General features: G+C 44.8%; 19 protein-coding genes and 1 other annotated feature. Of the genes, 13 read left to right on the top strand and 6 right to left on the bottom strand.

Annotation, left to right across the window (positions count from 1 at the left end):
- The first annotated feature begins 138 nt into the window (after positions 1–138).
- Together XPG1_RS07560 and cobO are read left to right on the top strand one after the other, a co-directional pair.
- Positions 139–906 carry a YciK family oxidoreductase gene (locus XPG1_RS07560; protein WP_045958542.1) on the top strand — a complete coding sequence of 256 codons (768 nt, stop codon included), beginning with the start codon at positions 139–141 and terminating at the stop codon, positions 904–906.
- Positions 903–1,499, top strand: a complete 597-nt coding sequence (gene cobO, locus XPG1_RS07555; RefSeq protein ID WP_045958541.1) for a cob(I)yrinic acid a,c-diamide adenosyltransferase — start codon at positions 903–905, stop codon at positions 1,497–1,499. Before XPG1_RS07560 ends, cobO begins: the two co-directional genes overlap by 4 nt.
- Positions 1,500–1,576: 77 nt before the next feature.
- On the opposite strand, the gene rluB is transcribed toward cobO, so the two are convergent.
- From rluB to rnm, 3 genes are read right to left on the bottom strand one after another with little or no spacing between them, the layout of a single operon-like run.
- Positions 1,577–2,500, bottom strand: coding sequence for a 23S rRNA pseudouridine(2605) synthase RluB (gene rluB, locus XPG1_RS07550; RefSeq protein WP_045958540.1), 924 nt, complete (start codon positions 2,498–2,500; stop codon positions 1,577–1,579).
- A gap of 56 nt (positions 2,501–2,556) precedes the next feature.
- Positions 2,557–3,177: an L-threonylcarbamoyladenylate synthase gene (locus XPG1_RS07545; protein ID WP_045958539.1), complete on the bottom strand. Its 621-nt coding sequence runs from the start codon at positions 3,175–3,177 to the stop codon at positions 2,557–2,559.
- Between the two features lie 20 nt (positions 3,178–3,197).
- A complete protein-coding gene (gene rnm / locus XPG1_RS07540; RefSeq protein ID WP_045958538.1) occupies positions 3,198–4,070 on the bottom strand; it encodes an RNase RNM in 873 nt (290 codons plus the stop codon).
- Between the two features lie 314 nt (positions 4,071–4,384).
- Positions 4,385–4,492: a sequence feature (Trp leader region), on the top strand.
- A 73-nt stretch (positions 4,493–4,565) separates the two neighbouring features.
- Here rnm and XPG1_RS07535 point away from each other — a divergent pair.
- From XPG1_RS07535 to trpA, 6 genes are read left to right on the top strand one after another with little or no spacing between them, the layout of a single operon-like run.
- Positions 4,566–6,128, top strand: a complete 1,563-nt coding sequence (locus XPG1_RS07535) for an anthranilate synthase component 1 (RefSeq protein WP_045958537.1) — start codon at positions 4,566–4,568, stop codon at positions 6,126–6,128.
- A complete protein-coding gene (locus XPG1_RS07530; RefSeq protein ID WP_045958536.1) occupies positions 6,128–6,706 on the top strand; it encodes a glutamine amidotransferase-related protein in 579 nt (192 codons plus the stop codon). The genes XPG1_RS07535 and XPG1_RS07530 overlap by 1 nt, the downstream gene beginning before the upstream one ends.
- A 41-nt stretch (positions 6,707–6,747) precedes the next feature.
- Positions 6,748–7,752: an anthranilate phosphoribosyltransferase gene (gene trpD, locus XPG1_RS07525; protein ID WP_045958535.1), complete on the top strand. Its 1,005-nt coding sequence runs from the start codon at positions 6,748–6,750 to the stop codon at positions 7,750–7,752.
- Positions 7,749–9,113, top strand: a complete 1,365-nt coding sequence (gene trpCF, locus XPG1_RS07520; protein WP_045958534.1) for a bifunctional indole-3-glycerol-phosphate synthase TrpC/phosphoribosylanthranilate isomerase TrpF — start codon at positions 7,749–7,751, stop codon at positions 9,111–9,113. Before trpD ends, trpCF begins: the two co-directional genes overlap by 4 nt.
- A 28-nt stretch (positions 9,114–9,141) precedes the next feature.
- Positions 9,142–10,332 (top strand): tryptophan synthase subunit beta, encoded by a 1,191-nt coding sequence (trpB, locus tag XPG1_RS07515; protein ID WP_045958533.1) that lies wholly within the window; start codon positions 9,142–9,144, stop codon positions 10,330–10,332.
- Positions 10,332–11,135 carry a tryptophan synthase subunit alpha gene (trpA, locus tag XPG1_RS07510; RefSeq protein WP_045958532.1) on the top strand — a complete coding sequence of 268 codons (804 nt, stop codon included), beginning with the start codon at positions 10,332–10,334 and terminating at the stop codon, positions 11,133–11,135. The genes trpB and trpA overlap by 1 nt, the downstream gene beginning before the upstream one ends.
- 83 nt (positions 11,136–11,218) lie before the next feature.
- Here trpA and ompW read toward each other — a convergent pair whose 3' ends face one another.
- Positions 11,219–11,860, bottom strand: a complete 642-nt coding sequence (gene ompW, locus XPG1_RS07505) for an outer membrane protein OmpW (RefSeq protein ID WP_045958531.1) — start codon at positions 11,858–11,860, stop codon at positions 11,219–11,221.
- Between the two features lie 391 nt (positions 11,861–12,251).
- On the opposite strand from ompW, the gene XPG1_RS07500 reads away from it, so the two are divergent.
- From XPG1_RS07500 to yciA, 3 genes are all read left to right on the top strand, one after another.
- The gene (locus XPG1_RS07500) at positions 12,252–13,010 is read left to right on the top strand and encodes a YciC family protein (protein ID WP_045958530.1); all 759 of its coding nucleotides are present in this window, start codon (positions 12,252–12,254) and stop codon (positions 13,008–13,010) included.
- 215 nt (positions 13,011–13,225) lie between these two features.
- Complete coding sequence (locus XPG1_RS07495; protein WP_045958529.1) at positions 13,226–13,762, top strand: septation protein A; 537 nt, start codon at positions 13,226–13,228, stop codon at positions 13,760–13,762.
- Between the two features lie 81 nt (positions 13,763–13,843).
- On the top strand, positions 13,844–14,278 hold the full coding sequence (yciA, locus tag XPG1_RS07490) for an acyl-CoA thioester hydrolase YciA (protein ID WP_045960556.1): 435 nt from the start codon (positions 13,844–13,846) through the stop codon (positions 14,276–14,278).
- A 92-nt stretch (positions 14,279–14,370) separates the two neighbouring features.
- Here the strand turns inward: yciA and tonB are convergent, their stop codons facing one another.
- Positions 14,371–15,051 carry a TonB system transport protein TonB gene (gene tonB, locus XPG1_RS07485; RefSeq protein WP_045958528.1) on the bottom strand — a complete coding sequence of 227 codons (681 nt, stop codon included), beginning with the start codon at positions 15,049–15,051 and terminating at the stop codon, positions 14,371–14,373.
- 172 nt (positions 15,052–15,223) lie between these two features.
- Positions 15,224–15,403, bottom strand: coding sequence for a YciY family protein (locus XPG1_RS17495; protein ID WP_071825349.1), 180 nt, complete (start codon positions 15,401–15,403; stop codon positions 15,224–15,226).
- Positions 15,404–15,770: 367 nt separating this feature from the next.
- On the opposite strand from XPG1_RS17495, the gene cls reads away from it, so the two are divergent.
- On the top strand, positions 15,771–17,231 hold the full coding sequence (cls, locus tag XPG1_RS07480; RefSeq protein WP_045958527.1) for a cardiolipin synthase: 1,461 nt from the start codon (positions 15,771–15,773) through the stop codon (positions 17,229–17,231).
- Between the two features lie 155 nt (positions 17,232–17,386).
- Positions 17,387–17,716: an HI1450 family dsDNA-mimic protein gene (locus tag XPG1_RS07475; protein WP_045958526.1), complete on the top strand. Its 330-nt coding sequence runs from the start codon at positions 17,387–17,389 to the stop codon at positions 17,714–17,716.
- Positions 17,717–17,740 lie beyond the last annotated feature (24 nt).

The raw sequence follows: 17,740 nt of genomic DNA, 5'->3' as shown, positions 1-17,740 counted from the left end.
GAACAATATGTTTCATTCTAACGAAAAACCGAGAGCCTTGCCCTAACAGTTTATTTAACCCTACTATAACCATCACTCACATATGCCATTCTGACATGGCAACTCATCGATTCATCAGTCATACAGGAAGATTGTCCGATGTTTGATTACCAACCTAATAACAAGCTGCTGCAACAAAAAGTCATTTTAGTCACTGGTGCGGGCGATGGCATTGGCCGCGAAGCCGCACTAACGTATGCCCGCTACGGCGCACAGGTCATTTTACTCGGGCGTACAACCGCAAAACTGGAAGCCGTCAAACAACAGATTGCACATGATGGGGGTTTGCCTGCGGATATTTATACGATGGATTTACTGACGGTAACCGCAAAAGAGTGCCAGGTATTCGGCCACGATCTGGCTCAGCGTTATTCACATCTGGATGGCGTTTTACACAACGCTGGCTTGCTTGGCACGGTTGCCCCTATTATGGAACAACCCGTCCAACTTTGGCATGACGTGATGCAAGTCAATGTTAACGCCGCTTTCATGCTGACTCAGGCATTAATCCCACTATTATTGCAATCCACCAGCGGCTCCTTAGTGTTTACCAGCTCCAGTGTTGGTCGCGAAGGCCGGAGTCATTGGGGAGCCTATGCGGTATCCAAATTCGCCACAGAAGGGCTAATGCAGGTTTTGGCTCAAGAATATCAGGGCACAATGCTACGGATTAACTGCATCAACCCCGGTGGAACGCGCACGAATATGCGAGCAGAAGCCTTTCCTGATGAAAACGCGGCCAAGTTAAAGACGCCAGCGGATATTATGCCAGTCTATCTTTATCTGATGGGGGATGACAGCCGCAATGATTCTGGCATTAGCTTTGATGCCCAACCCGGTCGCAAAGCGGGGCCAGCCGAATCATGACCAGAGATAACAGCCAGTATCAGAAAAGGCAACAACGCCTGAAAGAAAAAGTCGATGCCCGCATAGAAGCTGCACAGCAAGAACGGGGGATCGTCATCGTATTCACCGGAAACGGAAAAGGAAAAACCACTGCTGCATTCGGCACTGTCCTTCGTGCAGTCGGCCACGGGCAACGTGCTGGTGTTATCCAATTCATTAAAGGAACATGGGAAAGCGGTGAGCGGAATTTACTGACGCAACATGGTGTGGAATTTCATGTCATGGCAACCGGTTTCACATGGGAGACCCAAAATCGGGAAACAGATACTGCCGCCTGCCAAATCGCCTGGAAACAAGCTGTAACGATATTATCCGATCCTTCATTACATCTTGTGGTATTGGATGAATTGACCTACATGATCAATTACGGCTATTTGGAACTTGCCGATGTTTTGACGACGCTCAAACAGCGCCCTTCACATCAGAGTGTGATTATCACCGGCAGAGGATGCCATCGGGAATTGTTGGCATATGCAGATACAGTGACAGAAATGTGTCCGGTGAAACATGCCTTTGATGCTGGCATCAAAGCCCAGAAAGGCATTGATTGGTAAACGAATCCGCTGTTTCAAATTGATTAGCATTAATTTAGTTTAATGCTGATGACACTGAAACAGCGGCTTAAAACGTCTTAACGACCTTTAGATGTCGTTTTCCTTCCTGCATTCTGACGAGAGCTGCTGGCAGGACGTTTCCCTGTTGGACGGGATGTCACTTGCGAATGTCGTCTTACTGCACGGCGTATCTGGTTGGCTTTAATGCGACGCTGATCACGTTCAACGGCCACTTTAGTCACAATTTCATCACCCAGACCCACCAACTGACGCAAATAGTTAGTCTGTTCCAGTCCTAATTCGGTCCAGCCACCACGCGGCAAACCTTTCGGCAGAGTAATATCACCATAGCGCACACGGATCAGACGGCTGACCTGAACACCGACCGCTTCCCACAAACGCCTGACTTCACGGTTACGGCCTTCTGTCAACGTGACGTTGTACCATTGGTTGATCCCTTCCCCACCCTTAAACGTGATCGTTTTGAATGAAGCCGGGCCATCTTCCAGTTTTACCCCTTGTTTCAATTGACGCAGTTTTGCATTATCGACTTCACCGAAAATACGAACAGCATACTCACGTTCAACTTCTTGGCTTGGGTGCATCAAACGGTTAGCCAATTCGCCATCCGTAGTAAACAGCAATAATCCGCAGGTGTTGATATCCAAACGCCCTACGGCAATCCAGCGTGCATCCTGCATTTTTGGCAGGCGATCAAAGACGGTCGGACGACCTTCAGGATCATGACGGGTACACAGTTCACCTTCCGGTTTGTAATAAGCCAGAACACGACAAACTGATTTCTGTGGTTCTTTGATATTCAAAATCCGTCCATCCAGACGAATTTTGACTGAGGGTCTTACTTCAACGCGATCACCCAATTTTGCGATCTTGCCATCAATACTGATGCGTCCTTGTTGGATATATCCCTCGATTTCGCGACGGGAGCCATGGCCAGAACGCGCGAGAACTTTTTGTAACTTTTCTGTTTTATCGCTCATTGAGCAACCTCTGTTGTCGCCTTCACAGGCGTCGTAAAAAAATTAAATCGTATACTTTATAAAAAAGGCGTGACGTTGCCTTCGCCTTCACGAAGAATGACGGGTGAATCCCCAGTTAAATCGACTACCGTTGTCGGTTGCTGCCCAAGATAACCACCATGAATAATTAAATCAACTTGTTTACCTAATGTCTCTTTAATCTCTTCTGGATCCGATTCAGCAAAATCATTGCCGGGCAACATGAGACTACAGGACATCAGCGGTTCACGCATTTCTTCCAACAATGCTAACGCAATCGAGTTGGAAGGTACACGCAGGCCAATCGTTTTACGTTTTTCATTCATTAAACGACGCGGCACTTCTTTTGTCGCCTGCAAAATAAACGTGTAACTGCCCGGTGTGTTATTTTTGATCAACCTGAACGCCTGATTATCCACATGAGCATAAGTTGCAATTTCAGACAGATCACGGCACACCAGTGTAAAATGGTGGCGACCGTCCAATTGGCGAATACGACATATACGCGTCATCGCATCCTTATTTTCAAGACTACAACCAATGGCATAACCTGAATCAGTAGGATAGATAACAACGCCACCCTTTTTCAGCACTTCCACACTTTGGTCAATAAGACGTTTCTGTGGATTATCCGGGTGGATATAAAAAAACTGGCTCATAAAAAAAATGACCTCTACTTCTATGCAGCCCCAAGCTGTGACCAGTCGTGCCATATCGGTACAACATCACCGGGTAACCACAAATTGCGACCAAGCTCTATCCATGAACAAGGTTGGTGAAAATCCGATCCTAATGATACTTTCAAACCATATTCTCTTGCCAGTTGACCAAGTTGTTGCCTTTCATTAGGGGCTTGCTGACACTGTGCAACTTCCATTGCATCACCGCCATATTGTTTAAACCAGGCGATTAAGCGCTTCAGCCATTTCATCGATAACCCATATCGGCCAGGATGAGCAATGACAGCTTGTCCGCCTGCCTGGTGAATCGCGTCAATCGCCTGCTCAATTGTACACCATTGCGGCGGGACATAACCGATTTTTCCCTTTGCCAGATATTTTTTGAACACTTTCGGAATCGTCGGTTCAATACCGGCTTCAATCAGATAACGAGCAAAATGGCCGCGGGTAACCTGCCCCCCATTGGCTAATCGAGATGCCCCTTCCCAGGTTCCGGGAATACCGGCTTTGGCTAACCGATGCCCGATTTCAATCCCGCGCTGTTTCCTTAAATCAACCTGATGAGTCAACCGTTGTCTTAAGGGAACAGAGTTAATATCCATATTTAAGCCAATAATATGGATTTCCATATTCTCCCATGATGTTGAAATTTCAACGCCAGCGATGAGGGTCAATGGCAAGTTATTTTGCTGTATATGGTTGAAGGCAGATGGGATGCCGTCCGTCGTATCATGATCAGTAATAGCCAGTACATTAATACCCATCGAGATGGCTCTGTCCACAAGCTGCTCCGGTGATAACACACCATCTGAAGCAGTCGTATGGCTATGCAGATCATAGCGTTTTATCATTTCACTGGCAGCTTCAGTCATTGCTTTATACCTGTTTTTGTCGGGCGGGTAACACGGATACTCTTTATCAAGTGATATCAAGTATGAAGCGGAAATGATAACACAGCGGATAAGACGAAAGCGGCGAAAGTCACATCTTAAATGACGATTTTCTTATTCATACCCTTCTTATTGGTTTCTCACCTTATCTTATTTCGACTGACCGCAAAAAAACGATTGACAAGTCAAACTCGATCCAGTTTACTAGTACATGGATTGATTAAAAAATCGCTATAAAAATCATTAAACAGATGAGGCACTCAAAGATGAACGTATTTATGCAAACGATGCAAATCAATCGTTGGTGGCACAACTTCCCCTTCAGGGCGGTTGGTTCACGCGCACGCACATAAGTACAAATACGCAAGTGCCAAAACCCGCCCACAACAGGCGGGTTTTTTTATGGCCCTGTTTTCATTGCGCAAATGGTTGTGAATGAAAATGGTTGTGGCTGAAATGAGCAACGGGAGGTGAAAAATGACGGGCAACGAATTGAATATCTCTATCCATCAGACGGATACTTTCTATCAGGCAGATCCAACTCTGCTTTTTCATCAACTTTGTAGTCATCGTCCGGCGACGTTATTGCTGGAATCGGCTGAAATTCAAAGCAAAAATAGTATCAAAAGCATCTTGATCATTGATAGTGCCATGCGCATTACCGCCAACGGGCGGCAGGTTATTTTTGAGGCTCTGACCCCAAATGGCCAAAACCTGTTTCCCATCCTCGCCACGTTACTTGCAGAAAAAGCGCAGTTACATGTCGAATCTCATGTGATGCGAGCACAATTTCCTGTTACTGAACGCCATTTGGACGAAGACAGTCGGCTAAAATCCGATTCAGTTTTTGACGCATTACGTGCTTTGACATCATTAGCAGCGTACTCCGAATCTCCCGACGCCATTTTCGTTGGCGGGTTATTTGCTTACGATTTAGTCGCCGGGTTTGAACCCCTTCCTACAGTAAAAAACCACCAACATTGCCCTGACTTCTGCTTTTATCTCGCAGAAACACTATTGGTAACCGATCATCGTAATCAGCATTCACGCTTGCAAATTTCCTTATTTGGCAAATCCGATTCAGAAAGAGAACGCCTTAAAGAACGTCTAACAAGACTGGCATCTACCATTTCAGCCCCCCTTTCGCCCCTGTCGCCTGCCATATTACCGGTTAATGCCACCATTCAATACAACCAAAGTGATGAGCAATACGCCAATATTGTGCAGAAACTACAACAGTCCGTCCGTCAAGGGGATATTTTTCAAGTGGTTCCATCGCGTCGTTTCACCTTGCCATGCCCTGCGCCTCTGAACGCCTACCACGCATTAAAAAAACAAAACCCAAGCCCCTATATGTTTTTTATGCAAGATCAGGATTTTTGCCTATTTGGTGCTTCACCAGAAAGCGCGCTTAAGTATGATGCCAGCAACCGCCAGCTCGAAATCTATCCAATAGCCGGAACTCGTCCACGTGGCCGTCGTGAGAATGGCGAATTAGATGCCGATCTCGATAGCCGTATTGAGCTGGAAATGCGCACTGATGCGAAAGAAATGTCTGAGCATGTGATGCTGGTTGATTTAGCCCGCAACGACCTGGCACGTATTTGTGAACCGGGCAGTCGACACGTTGCCGATTTAACCAAAGTCGATCGCTACTCGTTTGTTATGCATCTGGTGTCCCGCGTTGTGGGGACACTTCGCCATGATCTAGATATCTTCCATGCCTACCAAGCCTGCATGAACATGGGTACGTTAACCGGTGCTCCCAAAGTCCGGGCGATGCAACTTATCGCAGAACATGAGGGTGAGCGACGGGGGAGCTATGGCGGTGCGGTCGGTTACTTCACCGGTAAAGGTGATTTTGATACCTGTATCGTGATTCGTTCTGCCTATGTAGAAAATGGGCAAGCTACCGTTCAAGTGGGCGCGGGTGTGGTATTGGATTCCATTCCCCAATCAGAAGTAGATGAAACGCACAGTAAAGCCAGAGCCGTTATTCGCGCGATTACGCAAGCCCATCAGCTGGAGGTATTATTCTAATGGCGAATATTCTCCTGCTCGATAATATCGATTCCTTCACCTATAACCTCGTCGATCAACTGCGTATGCATGGCCATCATGTCGTGATTTACCGCAATACTCTGCCAACTGACACAATGATTGCCCGACTTAACGAGATGGCATCACCACTTTTAATGTTATCGCCCGGTCCGGGAAAACCGTCAGAAGCGGGCTGTATGCCTGAACTGCTTAAGTTCGCAATAGGCCAGATCCCGGTTATCGGGATTTGCCTTGGGCATCAAGCGATTATTGAAGCTTACGGCGGTAAAATTTCCGCGGCGCAGGAAATTCTACATGGTAAGGCAACACCGGCCACGCATGATGGGCAAGGAATGTTTTCCGGCTTACCCAATCCGTTGCCCGTGGCTCGTTACCACTCCCTTACCGCTGAGTCCGTACCGACAACCCTGATTGTTTCCGCTTCATGCGGCGATACGGTCATGGCAGTACGCCATGACGAGCACAAAGTTTGTGGGTTCCAGTTTCACCCTGAATCTATTTTAACCACGCAGGGCGTCAAACTACTTGAGCAGACTCTGGCGTGGGCATTGAATTAAACAATGTTGCCTTTAAAACATGAATTTGAAGGAATAGGCATATGCGGTTAATTTTTGACAAATTATTCAGTGCGCAAACACTGACTCAACAGGAAAGCCAACAACTCTTCACTGCCATTATTCAGGGTGAATTGAGCGATGCACAACTGGCGGCTGTATTAATTAGCCTGAAACTACGTGGCGAACAACCACAAGAAATTGCGGGTGCCGCTCAGGCATTCCTGGCAAACGCAGCACCCTTTTCCCGCCCTGATTACCCGTTTTGTGATATTGTCGGCACCGGTGGCGATGGGACAAATAGCATTAATATTTCAACAGCCAGCGCCTTTATTGCCGCTGCTTGCGGACTCAAAGTCGCCAAACATGGCAACCGTAGTATTTCCAGCCGATCCGGGTCATCTGATTTATTAAGTGCATTCGGCATCGCATTGGATGCACGGGCGGAAGAATCCCGCAGGGCGCTGGATGATATTGGTATCTGCTTCCTGTTTGCCCCGCAATATCACCGTGGATTTCATCACGCGGTACACGTTCGCCAGCAGTTAAAAACCCGGACACTCTTCAATGTGCTTGGTCCACTCATTAATCCAGCCCGACCGCCGATATCGCTCATCGGGGTTTACTGTCCTGAATTGGTTGTACCAATAGCCCACACTTTACAAACCCTGGGTTATCAACGCGCTGCCGTTGTGCACTGCGGTGGCATGGATGAAATTGCCTTACATGCCCCCATTCATGTTGCAGAACTCAATCTCGGTGAGATGAACCAATATCAGCTCACCGCGGCCGATTTTGGTTTACCTCACCACCCAATATCGTCACTGAAAGGGGGATCACCTGAAGAAAACCGCGATATGTTGGCAAAATTATTACAAGGCGATGGCCACAAAGCTCATGCCGATGTGGTCGCCGCCAACGTCGCTTTTTTGATGAAAATACACGGGCAGGAAGATCTGCGGGAAAATACCCAACGGGCACTCGATACTCTCTATAGCGGTCAGGCTTATGAAAAAGTCACCACATTGGCGGTAAGGACTCCAGCATGAAAACCAGCATATTACAGAAAATTATTGATGATAAGGCGAAATATCTGATTACGCGTCAGGCAGCACAACCCCTGGAAAGTTTTATCGATGCAATTGTGCCGAGTCACCGTCGGTTTTATCAGGCGTTGAGTCATGCACAAACCGTTTTTATTTTAGAATGCAAAAAAGCGTCCCCATCAAAAGGAGTCATTCGTGAGGATTTCGATCCTGTTCGCATTGCTAAAAATTATCAGCCATATGCCGCGGCAATCTCTGTCTTGACCGATGAAAAATATTTTCAGGGTAATTATGATTTTCTAAAAATGGTCAGTGCTGCTGTACATCAACCCATTTTATGCAAAGATTTTATTATTGATAGTTATCAAGTTTACCTGGCTCGTTATTATCAAGCCGACGCGATTCTACTGATGCTCTCGGTGCTTAATGATGCTACGTATCGCAAACTGTCATTATTGGCACATCATCTGGGTATGGGGGTACTGACCGAAATCAGTAATGAGGATGAACGTCAACGCGCTGTCACATTAGGGGCAAAAGTTATTGGCATCAATAATCGGGATTTACGTGATCTGTCCATTGATTTAGACCGTACACGAACATTGGCTGTTGGTTTACCGGAAAGCACGATTGTCATCAGCGAATCCGGTATCCACCAGCATCGTCAGGTACGGGAGTTAAGCCAATTTGCTAATGGCTTTCTGATCGGCAGCTCTTTAATGGCACAGCAAAATATCGATCTCGCTTTACGACGTTTAATCTTCGGTAATCACAAAATTTGCGGCCTGACGCGCTCGCAAGATGCCAAAGCAGCATTACAGATGGGGGCCGTTTATGGCGGTTTGATTTTTGCTGAAAAATCACCACGCAGAATTAACCTGCAAACAGCTCAACAAATTATCAATCATGTCTCCCTGCAATATGTTGGCGTATTTCAAAATCAATCCATTGATTTTATCAGCCATATCGCCCAAACCCTTTCACTCACAGCGGTTCAACTGCATGGCGATGAAGATGAAGATTACATTAATAATTTGCGCACTGTGCTACCTGAACGTTGTGAAATTTGGAAAGCCATTGAAATGGCTGAAGCAACGGTGTTTTCTGAAATCGCCAATGTTGATCACTTATTGCTGGATAATGGCTCAGGCGGAACAGGAAAACCCTTTGACTGGCAGTTAATCACGCCACAACGGCAACATAACAGTTTCCTGGCGGGCGGCCTGAATTCTGAAAACTGCCAACAGGCAGCCACATTGGGTTGCTATGGACTGGATTTTAACTCAGGCGTCGAAGTTTCTCCGGGTATCAAAAGTAGTCAGAAAATCAAACACGTATTTCAACAATTACGTTGCTATCACTAATTTCAGACAAAAACGGATGAGTAGAATAATGAGTAAACTAAATCCTTATTTTGGCGACTTCGGTGGACAATTCGTTCCTCAAATTTTAATCCCTGCACTTAATCAGTTAGAAGACGCTTTTATTGATGCACAACACGATCCTGAATTTCAGGCTGCTTTTCAGGATCTCTTGAAGAACTATGCCGGTAGACCTACCGCCTTGACGCTATGCCAAAACTTGACGCAAGGAACCAAAACACGTTTGTACCTGAAACGCGAAGATTTGCTCCACGGGGGGGCTCACAAAACCAATCAGGTTTTAGGACAGGCATTGCTGGCCAAACGAATGGGCAAAAGCGAAGTCATTGCAGAAACCGGGGCGGGTCAACACGGCGTAGCAACTGCGCTGGCGTGTGCCCTGTTAGGACTAAAATGTCGGATCTATATGGGCGCTAAAGATATTGAGCGCCAATCTCCCAATGTTTTTCGTATGCGTTTAATGGGAGCCGAAGTGATCCCTGTTCACAGCGGCTCAGCAACGTTAAAAGATGCGTGTAACGAGGCCATGCGCGATTGGTCCGGTCGCTATGAAAAGGCTCATTATTTATTGGGTACCGCCGCCGGCCCTCACCCCTATCCAACAATGGTGCGAGAATTCCAGCGCATGATTGGCGAAGAAGCCAAAGCTCAGATTCTGGAAAAGGAGGGGCGACTCCCTGATGCCGTGATTGCCTGTATCGGGGGGGGGTCAAATGCCATTGGCCTGTTTGCTGAATTTATACCAGACAATGATGTCCGGTTAATTGGTGTTGAACCAGCCGGACTGGGGATTGAAACCGGAAAACATGGTGCCCCGTTAAGACACGGAAAATTAGGGATCTATTTTGGTATGAAAGCCCCCATCATGCAGACAGAAGACGGGCAAATAGAAGAGTCTTATTCTCTTTCGGCGGGTTTAGATTTTCCTTCCGTTGGGCCACAACATGCCTACCTGAATAGTATTGGCAGAGCTGATTACGTTTCAATCACCGATAATGAAGCGCTGGATGCCTTTCAAAAACTCTCACGTCATGAGGGTATCATTCCGGCATTAGAATCTTCTCACGCATTGGCCTATGCCCTGAAAATGATCCATCAAGCACCAGATAAAGAACAATTATTCGTTGTTAACTTATCCGGTCGGGGAGACAAAGACATTTTTACTGTTCACGATATTTTAAAATCCAGAGGGGAAATCTGATGGAACGTTACGAACAACTTTTTGCAAACCTAAAGAAGCAAAATCAAGGCGCTTTTGTTCCCTTTGTTACCCTCGGTGATCCTAACCCTGAATTGTCATTGGCAATTATTGATACATTAATTTCAGGGGGAGCTGATGCACTTGAACTGGGTATTCCGTTCTCAGATCCCCTTGCTGACGGCCCCACGATCCAAAATGCTAACCGCCGGGCGCTATCATCCAATGTGACGCCTGCATTGTGTTTTGATTTACTGGCCAAAATCAGGGCCAAACACCCGAATACGCCAATTGGCTTATTAACTTATGCCAATCTCGTCTTTCACAATGGTATTGATCAGTTTTACCGTCTCTGTAAAGCTGCGGGGGTTGATTCTGTACTGGTAGCCGATGTCCCGTTATCCGAGTCATCACCTTTCCGGGCAACAGCCATCAGTCACGATATTGCCCCAATCTTGATTTGTCCCCCTAATGCCGATGACGATTTATTACGTGAAATCGCTTCAGTTGGGCGCGGATATACTTACTTGCTGTCAAGAGCGGGAGTTACCGGGAGTGAACATCGGGCCAAACAGCCCATTAGTCATATTATTAACAAGCTCAAAGAATACCACGCCACCCCGGCGCTACAAGGTTTTGGTATTTCGGAACCAGAACAGGTGATAACGGCGATCAACAGCGGTGCAGCAGGCGCGATTTCGGGTTCTGCCGTTGTCAAAATCATTGAGGATAATTTACAGCAACCTGACATCATGCTAGAAAAATTAATGGGGTTTGTTCACTCGATGAAAAATGCCACACAATGAAGATTTCACCCTGAATAAGAGCAATATTATAAAAAAATGGGGCGATAATGCCCCATGGGTTTTCTCATTAGAAACTATACTCATTAAAAACTGTAACCGACGCCGAACATAAAGACCCACGGATCAAGGCGGGTTTTATATTTTCTATCGACATCTCCGGTTTTGAATTTCACATCCGTTTCAATATTCATCCACCAAAGTGACGTATTCAGCATCCAGTTTTTGTCCAGTTTATAATCCAGACCCACCTGACCTGCAACTCCCCAAGAATCCTTCAGATCCAGGCTATTTAACTTAGCCGCTTTTACAGTCGAATTATTATTAAATTTTTCGCTAAAGAATGTCGTATAGTTAACACCAAGTCCAACATAAGGACGTAATTTATTTTCTGCAGTACCAAAATAATATTGTGCCATGAGTGTGGGTGGTAATTGTTTAACTTCCGCTATTTCACCGACTCCGGGTAAACTGACCTGATGTTGGAAGGGGGTGGCCGCTAATAATTCAACCCCAATATTGTCGGTGATCATATAGCCAAAAGTTAAACCTAACTGAGTATTATTATTGACATCAAAAGATCCCAATCCTAATACATTCTCAGAACCCGCATGTGGCCTTACCGTTGCTGTACCTGCACGGAACAAGAAATCACCTGCTTCATGGGCAAAAGTTAATGACGGGGCTAACGTAGCCGCAGCCAATACAAGCGCAGAAATCTTTTTCATCATCTATCCCATTTGTGTGGTTTTAAAATAATCAGAAATATACTCGTTTGTTTCCTGTTATGATCCAAGACAGATCACATCTTTTAAAGTTTTTGGCTCAGTCAGGTATTTACTGTTTTATTATTTCATTTGCAGCCTATTTTAAATTGATCCAAATCAAAATTAACTGAGTATTAATTTTCATATCCCCAATATTTTATTCATATTCATTTTTAAAATGACGAGAATACATAATAAAAAAATTCCATTAAAACGACTTATCCTATCTCCAGATACTCATGAGTGACAGCGCCAACAGGACAGAGACAAAAGGTCAATCTTCGGTATCCAATAATCCCTTAAACAAGGTACAATCAGGCATTATTGTTATTTTTTTGATAGGAGCCACTTCATGCCCATTACGGCAAATACCCTGTATCGTGACAGCATCAACTTTTTAAGGAATCAACTGTTGAATGTTGTCATCCTCTCCGTCTTGGCTGCATTGGTGACAACACTGCTAGGGCATTTATTCGTGCCGAATGATGAACAACTCAAGCTGTTGGCAGAAATACAGAACATTGTCAAAAATTCCGGCAGTTCAGAAATCCAACATTTTGTCGCTCAATTAACGTCAGATGAGCAGCTCATGTTAATGCGCACCATGTTCGGGATCCTGTTTACCAGCATATTCGGCAGTACTTTACTGACCGCCAGTGTGCTGGTTCTCATCAATATTTCCTCAAACGGTCAGCAAACTAATGCGATTTCCGCCTGCACGCTATCGGTAACACTGCTACCTAAGATGTTGTTACTGATGTTTATCTGTACTCTGATCATTCAGATTGGTTATGCTTTGATGGTCCTGCCTGGGATCCTCTTTTCTATTGCTTTCGCGCTGGCGCCTGTTTTCCTACTTGAGAAAGGTAAAAATGTTTTTGCTGCCATGCAACAGAGCTGGCGATTGGGATTCAACAATATCCGCTTGTTGCTCCCGGCGATGTTGTTGTGGCTGGCCATCAAACTCATACTGGTGCTTGTACTTGCCAAAATGCCTGATATTTTGCTGTCAGTGCTGGACAACTTCTTATCTGCCCTGTTACTGGTTTACCTGTTCCGTTTGTATATGCTGACCAAACCACAAGATAAAACGACAAACAGCATGCAATAAATACTCAATCGTTCATCCCGCCCTATTGTTGCGGGATGAACCATCATCAGATCAGTGACAACACGCCCGGTTTTCCCTCAACTTACCGCTGACTTTATTTCACCAACGGATAGCCAATGTTTTTATCCGATAAATAAACCATTTCATTAATATCTGATACACTCTGGCTCAAATTCAAAAAATTACCATCATTGACTTCATAATGGATTCAACTCATGAAACAACTTTTAGACTTTTTGCCTCTGGTCGTTTTTTTCGTCGTCTATAAAATGTATGACATTTTCTATGCTTCAGGCGCTTTGATTGCTGCAACAGGATTAGCGCTGGCGATCACTTACTTCATGTATCGTAAAGTTGAAAAAGCCGCCTTAATCACATTTGCGATGGTTACCCTCTTTGGCACATTAACACTGGCTTTCCACAGTGATCTCTTTATTAAATGGAAAGTGACTGTCATTTATGGCATTTTTTCTTTGGTTCTGCTGGTTAGCCAATGGGTGATGAAAAAACCCTTGATTCAGCGAATGTTAGGTAAAGAATTAAAATTACCTGATTTTGCCTGGAACCGGCTGAACATGGCTTGGGCTATCTTCTTTATTGCCTGCGCCCTCGCAAATATTTATGTCGCTTTCTGGCTACCTCAGGACGTTTGGGTAAACTTTAAAGTGTTCGGGTTAACGGCATTGACTCTGGTCTTTACCGTAGTGAGTATGGTATATATCTACCGTTATCTGCCTCGCGAACAAAAATAATAATATCGTACTCCTCATGATGGATACCTGCCGATGCAGCGGCAGGTATTGTTGTATTCACCAAATAAAGCAAGTTTTCTAATGACACAACAACAATGCTTACCAAACGGAGAATTGGTTCTCCGTACACTGGCCATGCCTGCTGATACTAATGCCAATGGGGATATTTTCGGGGGCTGGCTGATGTCTCAAATGGATATTGGCGGCGCAATTCTGGCAAAAGAGATTGCACTGGGACGCGTAGTAACTGTGAGCGTAAATGGCATCAGTTTTCTGAAACCGGTTGCGGTAGGTGACGTCGTGTGCTGTTATGCCCGTTGTCTCAAAACAGGAAATTCATCGATAACTATCCATATTGAGGTTTGGGTAAAAAAAGTGGCTTCAGAGCCGGTAGGTCAGCGTTATCGTGCAACAGACGCTGTTTTCACCTATGTTGCCGTTGATGAAAATAATGCCTCCCGTCCTTTGCCTGAAGATAAAAGACATTTCAAATTGGAAAGCAGTGTTGCTGAATAACCATTCATCAAGACATGACGCGTAAATAAAAAGGGTACATTTTTTACTTGTACCCTTTTTTATTCATTCGTTAGCAAGTAGGATTTTAACCGTTAATATTGTGCAACCCCGGTTGTTTTAAACTCAATCGTCGCGCTGCGCCCGGTAGCCGGTATTTTTTCATAACGCCATTTTCTCATGGCTTTTTTCACCGATCGTTCAAAGGTATTTTTAGGGGTCGCAGAAATAATCTCGATATTCTTGACGCGACCATTTTCATCAATATCGAATTTGACTTTGACTATCCCCTCTGTACCCAACTGCATCGCTCTGGCGGGATACTCGGGATCTGGCCTGTTCAATGCTCTCGGCCCTTGTTGTCCATGACCTTGTTCGCTAACAGCATGGGGATCGACTTTCTGATCACTCACGTTTTTTACATTCTGAGCATTTTGATCAGATATGGGTTTCAGTGGCTGTTCTGAGGTTTTTTCCGTCTTTTTCTCCACCGGCTTTAACTCTTTTTTAAGCCTTTTTTTCACTTCCGGTTTTTTCTCCGGCTTAGGTTTCGGAAGCGCAATTTTCGCTATGGGTTCCGGTTCTGGCTCCGGTTCTACTGATTCAGGCTCGGCAGGTTCAGAGACGGAGGATTCCGGCGCAGCCAACTGGATCATAGCAACAGACATAGACACGGCTTCTGGCTGTTGCTCAGATTTGATAGTTTGAAAAAGCGCCGCAGCAACAGAAATATGTAAACAAACGGAAAGTAATATCGGCCAATGTATCCAACGCATAAAAGATTTCTTGCTCAGCAGCATAACAGTTAATTTTCAATTAGTTTAAATGCAAATGACTATCATATTCAATAAGGATTCGAAAACATCTTATCCTCTACAGATTTCAAGTTGCTGTTTTGTTGGCTCGACTGCATTGAAACCTATCAGGTATATGCTGCTGAATACCGCATTAATCCCACTCTGTATGATGGATAAACAAAATCGACCGGCGACGTTTATAAGCCCTTATCTTACGCATCGCATAGATTCGCAAATTACGACGTGACTGCCCTTCCAACCAACGACGACGCCGACAGGTACTGTGACGAAGCCTTCTCCAACGCCCTACTTCTCTTCTGCTGTGTTTCATAAGATATTCCAGGCTAACTCTCTTAATTAAGTGAATCACATTATTCTTAATCGTCACTATTAGAAATGTCAACCAATTGCCCCTCTGACCTGCAAGTCTGGCATAATCATGCACTGTTCAGAATGATTAATTTAATGATGATGACAAATCATTCATGCTTTATGAGTATCAAATTGCATAAGTTTTACAAAATCAAAACAACTCACTAACGAGTTAATTTATAATGAGATTCATCGTAATGAGCGATTTTTGCCAACATTGTTCGTCATTCAATTCATCATATTAAGTTGATAGTTTCCCCGAATTTCTGGAAACTGATGATAATGACTGAATAAATAACTGAAATAAACAGGATTGATTGCCACATATGATAATTTTCTACTCTGTACTGAGCTGGTTGGCGATTTTCTTATACTGGCTGATTATTGCCGGTATAACTATCCGGGTTTTGATGAAACGTCGTCCTGTGACATCAGCAATGACTTGGGTACTGATTATTTATATTCTTCCCCTGGTGGGTATCATGGCTTATTTATCATTCGGTGAACTGCATCTTGGAAAACGCAGGGTTGAACAAGCCAGACAAATGCGTTCATCGGTCGCCAGGTGGTTAGCCGAGTTAAAAAAATCCCCGCAAATCTTTGCTGATGAAAATAGTGAGGTTGCGACGCCATTGTTTCAACTGTGTGAACGTCGCCAAAATATCAAAGGTGTCAGAGGTAACAAAATGCAGTTAATGACCTCTTACGATAACTCACTGAAAGCCATTATTCAGGATATCGAAAATGCTGAACACAATATCGAGATGGTGTTTTATATATGGCAATCCGGCGGATTGGTCGACCAAGTCACTGATGCCCTGATGCGCGCCGCCAAACGGGGGGTTAAATGTCGAATCATGGTTGATTCAGCAGGAAGCTGGCAATTTTTCCGCAGCCCTTATCCAGATATCATGCGCAAGGCGGGGATTGAATTTGTCGAATCGTTAAAGGTCAACCTCTTCCGTTTATTCTTGCGGCGTATGGACTTACGTCAGCATAGAAAAATCATTCTGATCGATAATCATATTTCATACACTGGCAGCATGAATATGGTGGACCCGCGTTTTTTCAAACAAAGTGCCGGTGTCGGCCAGTGGGTCGATATCATGGTGAGAATGGAAGGCCCTGTAACGACAACATTGGGGATCATTTATGCTTTCGATTGGGAAATGGAAACCGGCCAGCGTCATCTTCCGCCTTCTCCAAACAGCGTTATGATGCCCGGTGAGCAAGCCTGTGATCATACCGCTCAGGTGATTGCTTCCGGGCCAGGATTCCCCGATGAATTGATCCAGCAATCCTTGATGACCGCAATTTTTGCTGCCCGTCAACAGCTTATTCTGACTACCCCTTATTTTGTTCCTAGTGATGATCTCATGCACGCTATTTGCACTGCGGCTATGCGGGGTGTGGATGTCAGCATCATTGTGCCAAGCCAAAACAACTCATTTCTTGTCCGTTGGGCCAGCCGCGCGTTCTTTTCTGAATTGCTGGAAGCCGGCGTGAAAATTTACCAGTTTGAAGATGGTTTGCTGCATACCAAGAGTGTCTTGGTCGATGGGCAGCTCAGTATGGTTGGCTCTGTCAATTTAGATATGCGCAGTTTATGGCTTAATTTTGAAATTACGGTTGTGATTGACGATAAACATTTTGGCGGTGATTTAACGCTGGTTCAACAAGATTATATGATGCGTTCAACCTTACTTGAAAACAGTAAATGGGAAAAACGCCCGGTGCGACATCGTATTCTTGAACGCATCTGCTACTTTTTTAGCCCGCTTTTATAATTCATCACTTGAAAGCAAATCAAAAGCGAACCGGCCTGTTATTCCGGCCTCTGACAACACGAATAACAGTATTCATTCAATCTGGAACATGTTTTAATTTTATTTTGTTACTCATTTCGGACATTACCATCATGGAACATCAATCGACACCTTTTATGCCGTTGGACTTAAACAATCGAATGACTGAAGATGAGGCGCTTGAAAAAGCTTACGATATCTTTTTGGAACAAGCCCTTGCTAATCTCGATCCAGCTGATAGCCTATTGTTTAATCTGCAATTTGAAGAACGGGGCGGCGCTGAATTGCAAACACCTTCAGACGCCTGGTTTGAATACGTTGATTTTGATTTAAATCCGGATTTTTTTGCAGAAGTTATTATTGGGTTGGCTGAATCAGATGATGCCGACATTGATGATATCTTTGCCCGTATCTTGATCTGCCGGGAAAAATCTCATCCTATTTACCATATCTTGTGGAAAAAATAATAAATGCCCTCAGTGTGAGGGCAT

Source organism: Xenorhabdus poinarii G6, assembly GCF_000968175.1.
GTDB classification, from domain to species: domain Bacteria; phylum Pseudomonadota; class Gammaproteobacteria; order Enterobacterales; family Enterobacteriaceae; genus Xenorhabdus; species Xenorhabdus poinarii.
The sequence above is the reverse complement of the archived record's forward strand: the minus strand, read 5'-3'. Positions and strand labels throughout refer to the sequence as shown.

Bases quoted from the DNA above. Each gene is read 5' to 3' on its own strand.
- XPG1_RS07475 (WP_045958526.1), top strand. From the start codon at position 17,387: ATGCCGTTGGACTTAAACAATCGAATGACTGAAGATGAGGCGCTTGAA.
- trpB (WP_045958533.1), top strand. From the start codon at position 9,142: ATGAGTAAACTAAATCCTTATTTTGGCGACTTCGGTGGACAATTCGTT.
- trpA (WP_045958532.1), top strand. From the start codon at position 10,332: ATGGAACGTTACGAACAACTTTTTGCAAACCTAAAGAAGCAAAATCAA.
- ompW (WP_045958531.1), bottom strand. From the start codon at position 11,860: ATGAAAAAGATTTCTGCGCTTGTATTGGCTGCGGCTACGTTAGCCCCG.
- trpD (WP_045958535.1), top strand. From the start codon at position 6,748: ATGCGGTTAATTTTTGACAAATTATTCAGTGCGCAAACACTGACTCAA.
- XPG1_RS07495 (WP_045958529.1), top strand. From the start codon at position 13,226: ATGAAACAACTTTTAGACTTTTTGCCTCTGGTCGTTTTTTTCGTCGTC.
- cobO (WP_045958541.1), top strand. From the start codon at position 903: ATGACCAGAGATAACAGCCAGTATCAGAAAAGGCAACAACGCCTGAAA.
- XPG1_RS07530 (WP_045958536.1), top strand. From the start codon at position 6,128: ATGGCGAATATTCTCCTGCTCGATAATATCGATTCCTTCACCTATAAC.
- XPG1_RS07535 (WP_045958537.1), top strand. From the start codon at position 4,566: ATGACGGGCAACGAATTGAATATCTCTATCCATCAGACGGATACTTTC.
- tonB (WP_045958528.1), bottom strand. From the start codon at position 15,051: ATGCGTTGGATACATTGGCCGATATTACTTTCCGTTTGTTTACATATT.
- rnm (WP_045958538.1), bottom strand. From the start codon at position 4,070: ATGACTGAAGCTGCCAGTGAAATGATAAAACGCTATGATCTGCATAGC.
- XPG1_RS07560 (WP_045958542.1), top strand. From the start codon at position 139: ATGTTTGATTACCAACCTAATAACAAGCTGCTGCAACAAAAAGTCATT.
- yciA (WP_045960556.1), top strand. From the start codon at position 13,844: ATGACACAACAACAATGCTTACCAAACGGAGAATTGGTTCTCCGTACA.
- rluB (WP_045958540.1), bottom strand. From the start codon at position 2,500: ATGAGCGATAAAACAGAAAAGTTACAAAAAGTTCTCGCGCGTTCTGGC.
- XPG1_RS07500 (WP_045958530.1), top strand. From the start codon at position 12,252: ATGCCCATTACGGCAAATACCCTGTATCGTGACAGCATCAACTTTTTA.
- trpCF (WP_045958534.1), top strand. From the start codon at position 7,749: ATGAAAACCAGCATATTACAGAAAATTATTGATGATAAGGCGAAATAT.
- XPG1_RS17495 (WP_071825349.1), bottom strand. From the start codon at position 15,403: ATGAAACACAGCAGAAGAGAAGTAGGGCGTTGGAGAAGGCTTCGTCAC.
- cls (WP_045958527.1), top strand. From the start codon at position 15,771: ATGATAATTTTCTACTCTGTACTGAGCTGGTTGGCGATTTTCTTATAC.
- XPG1_RS07545 (WP_045958539.1), bottom strand. From the start codon at position 3,177: ATGAGCCAGTTTTTTTATATCCACCCGGATAATCCACAGAAACGTCTT.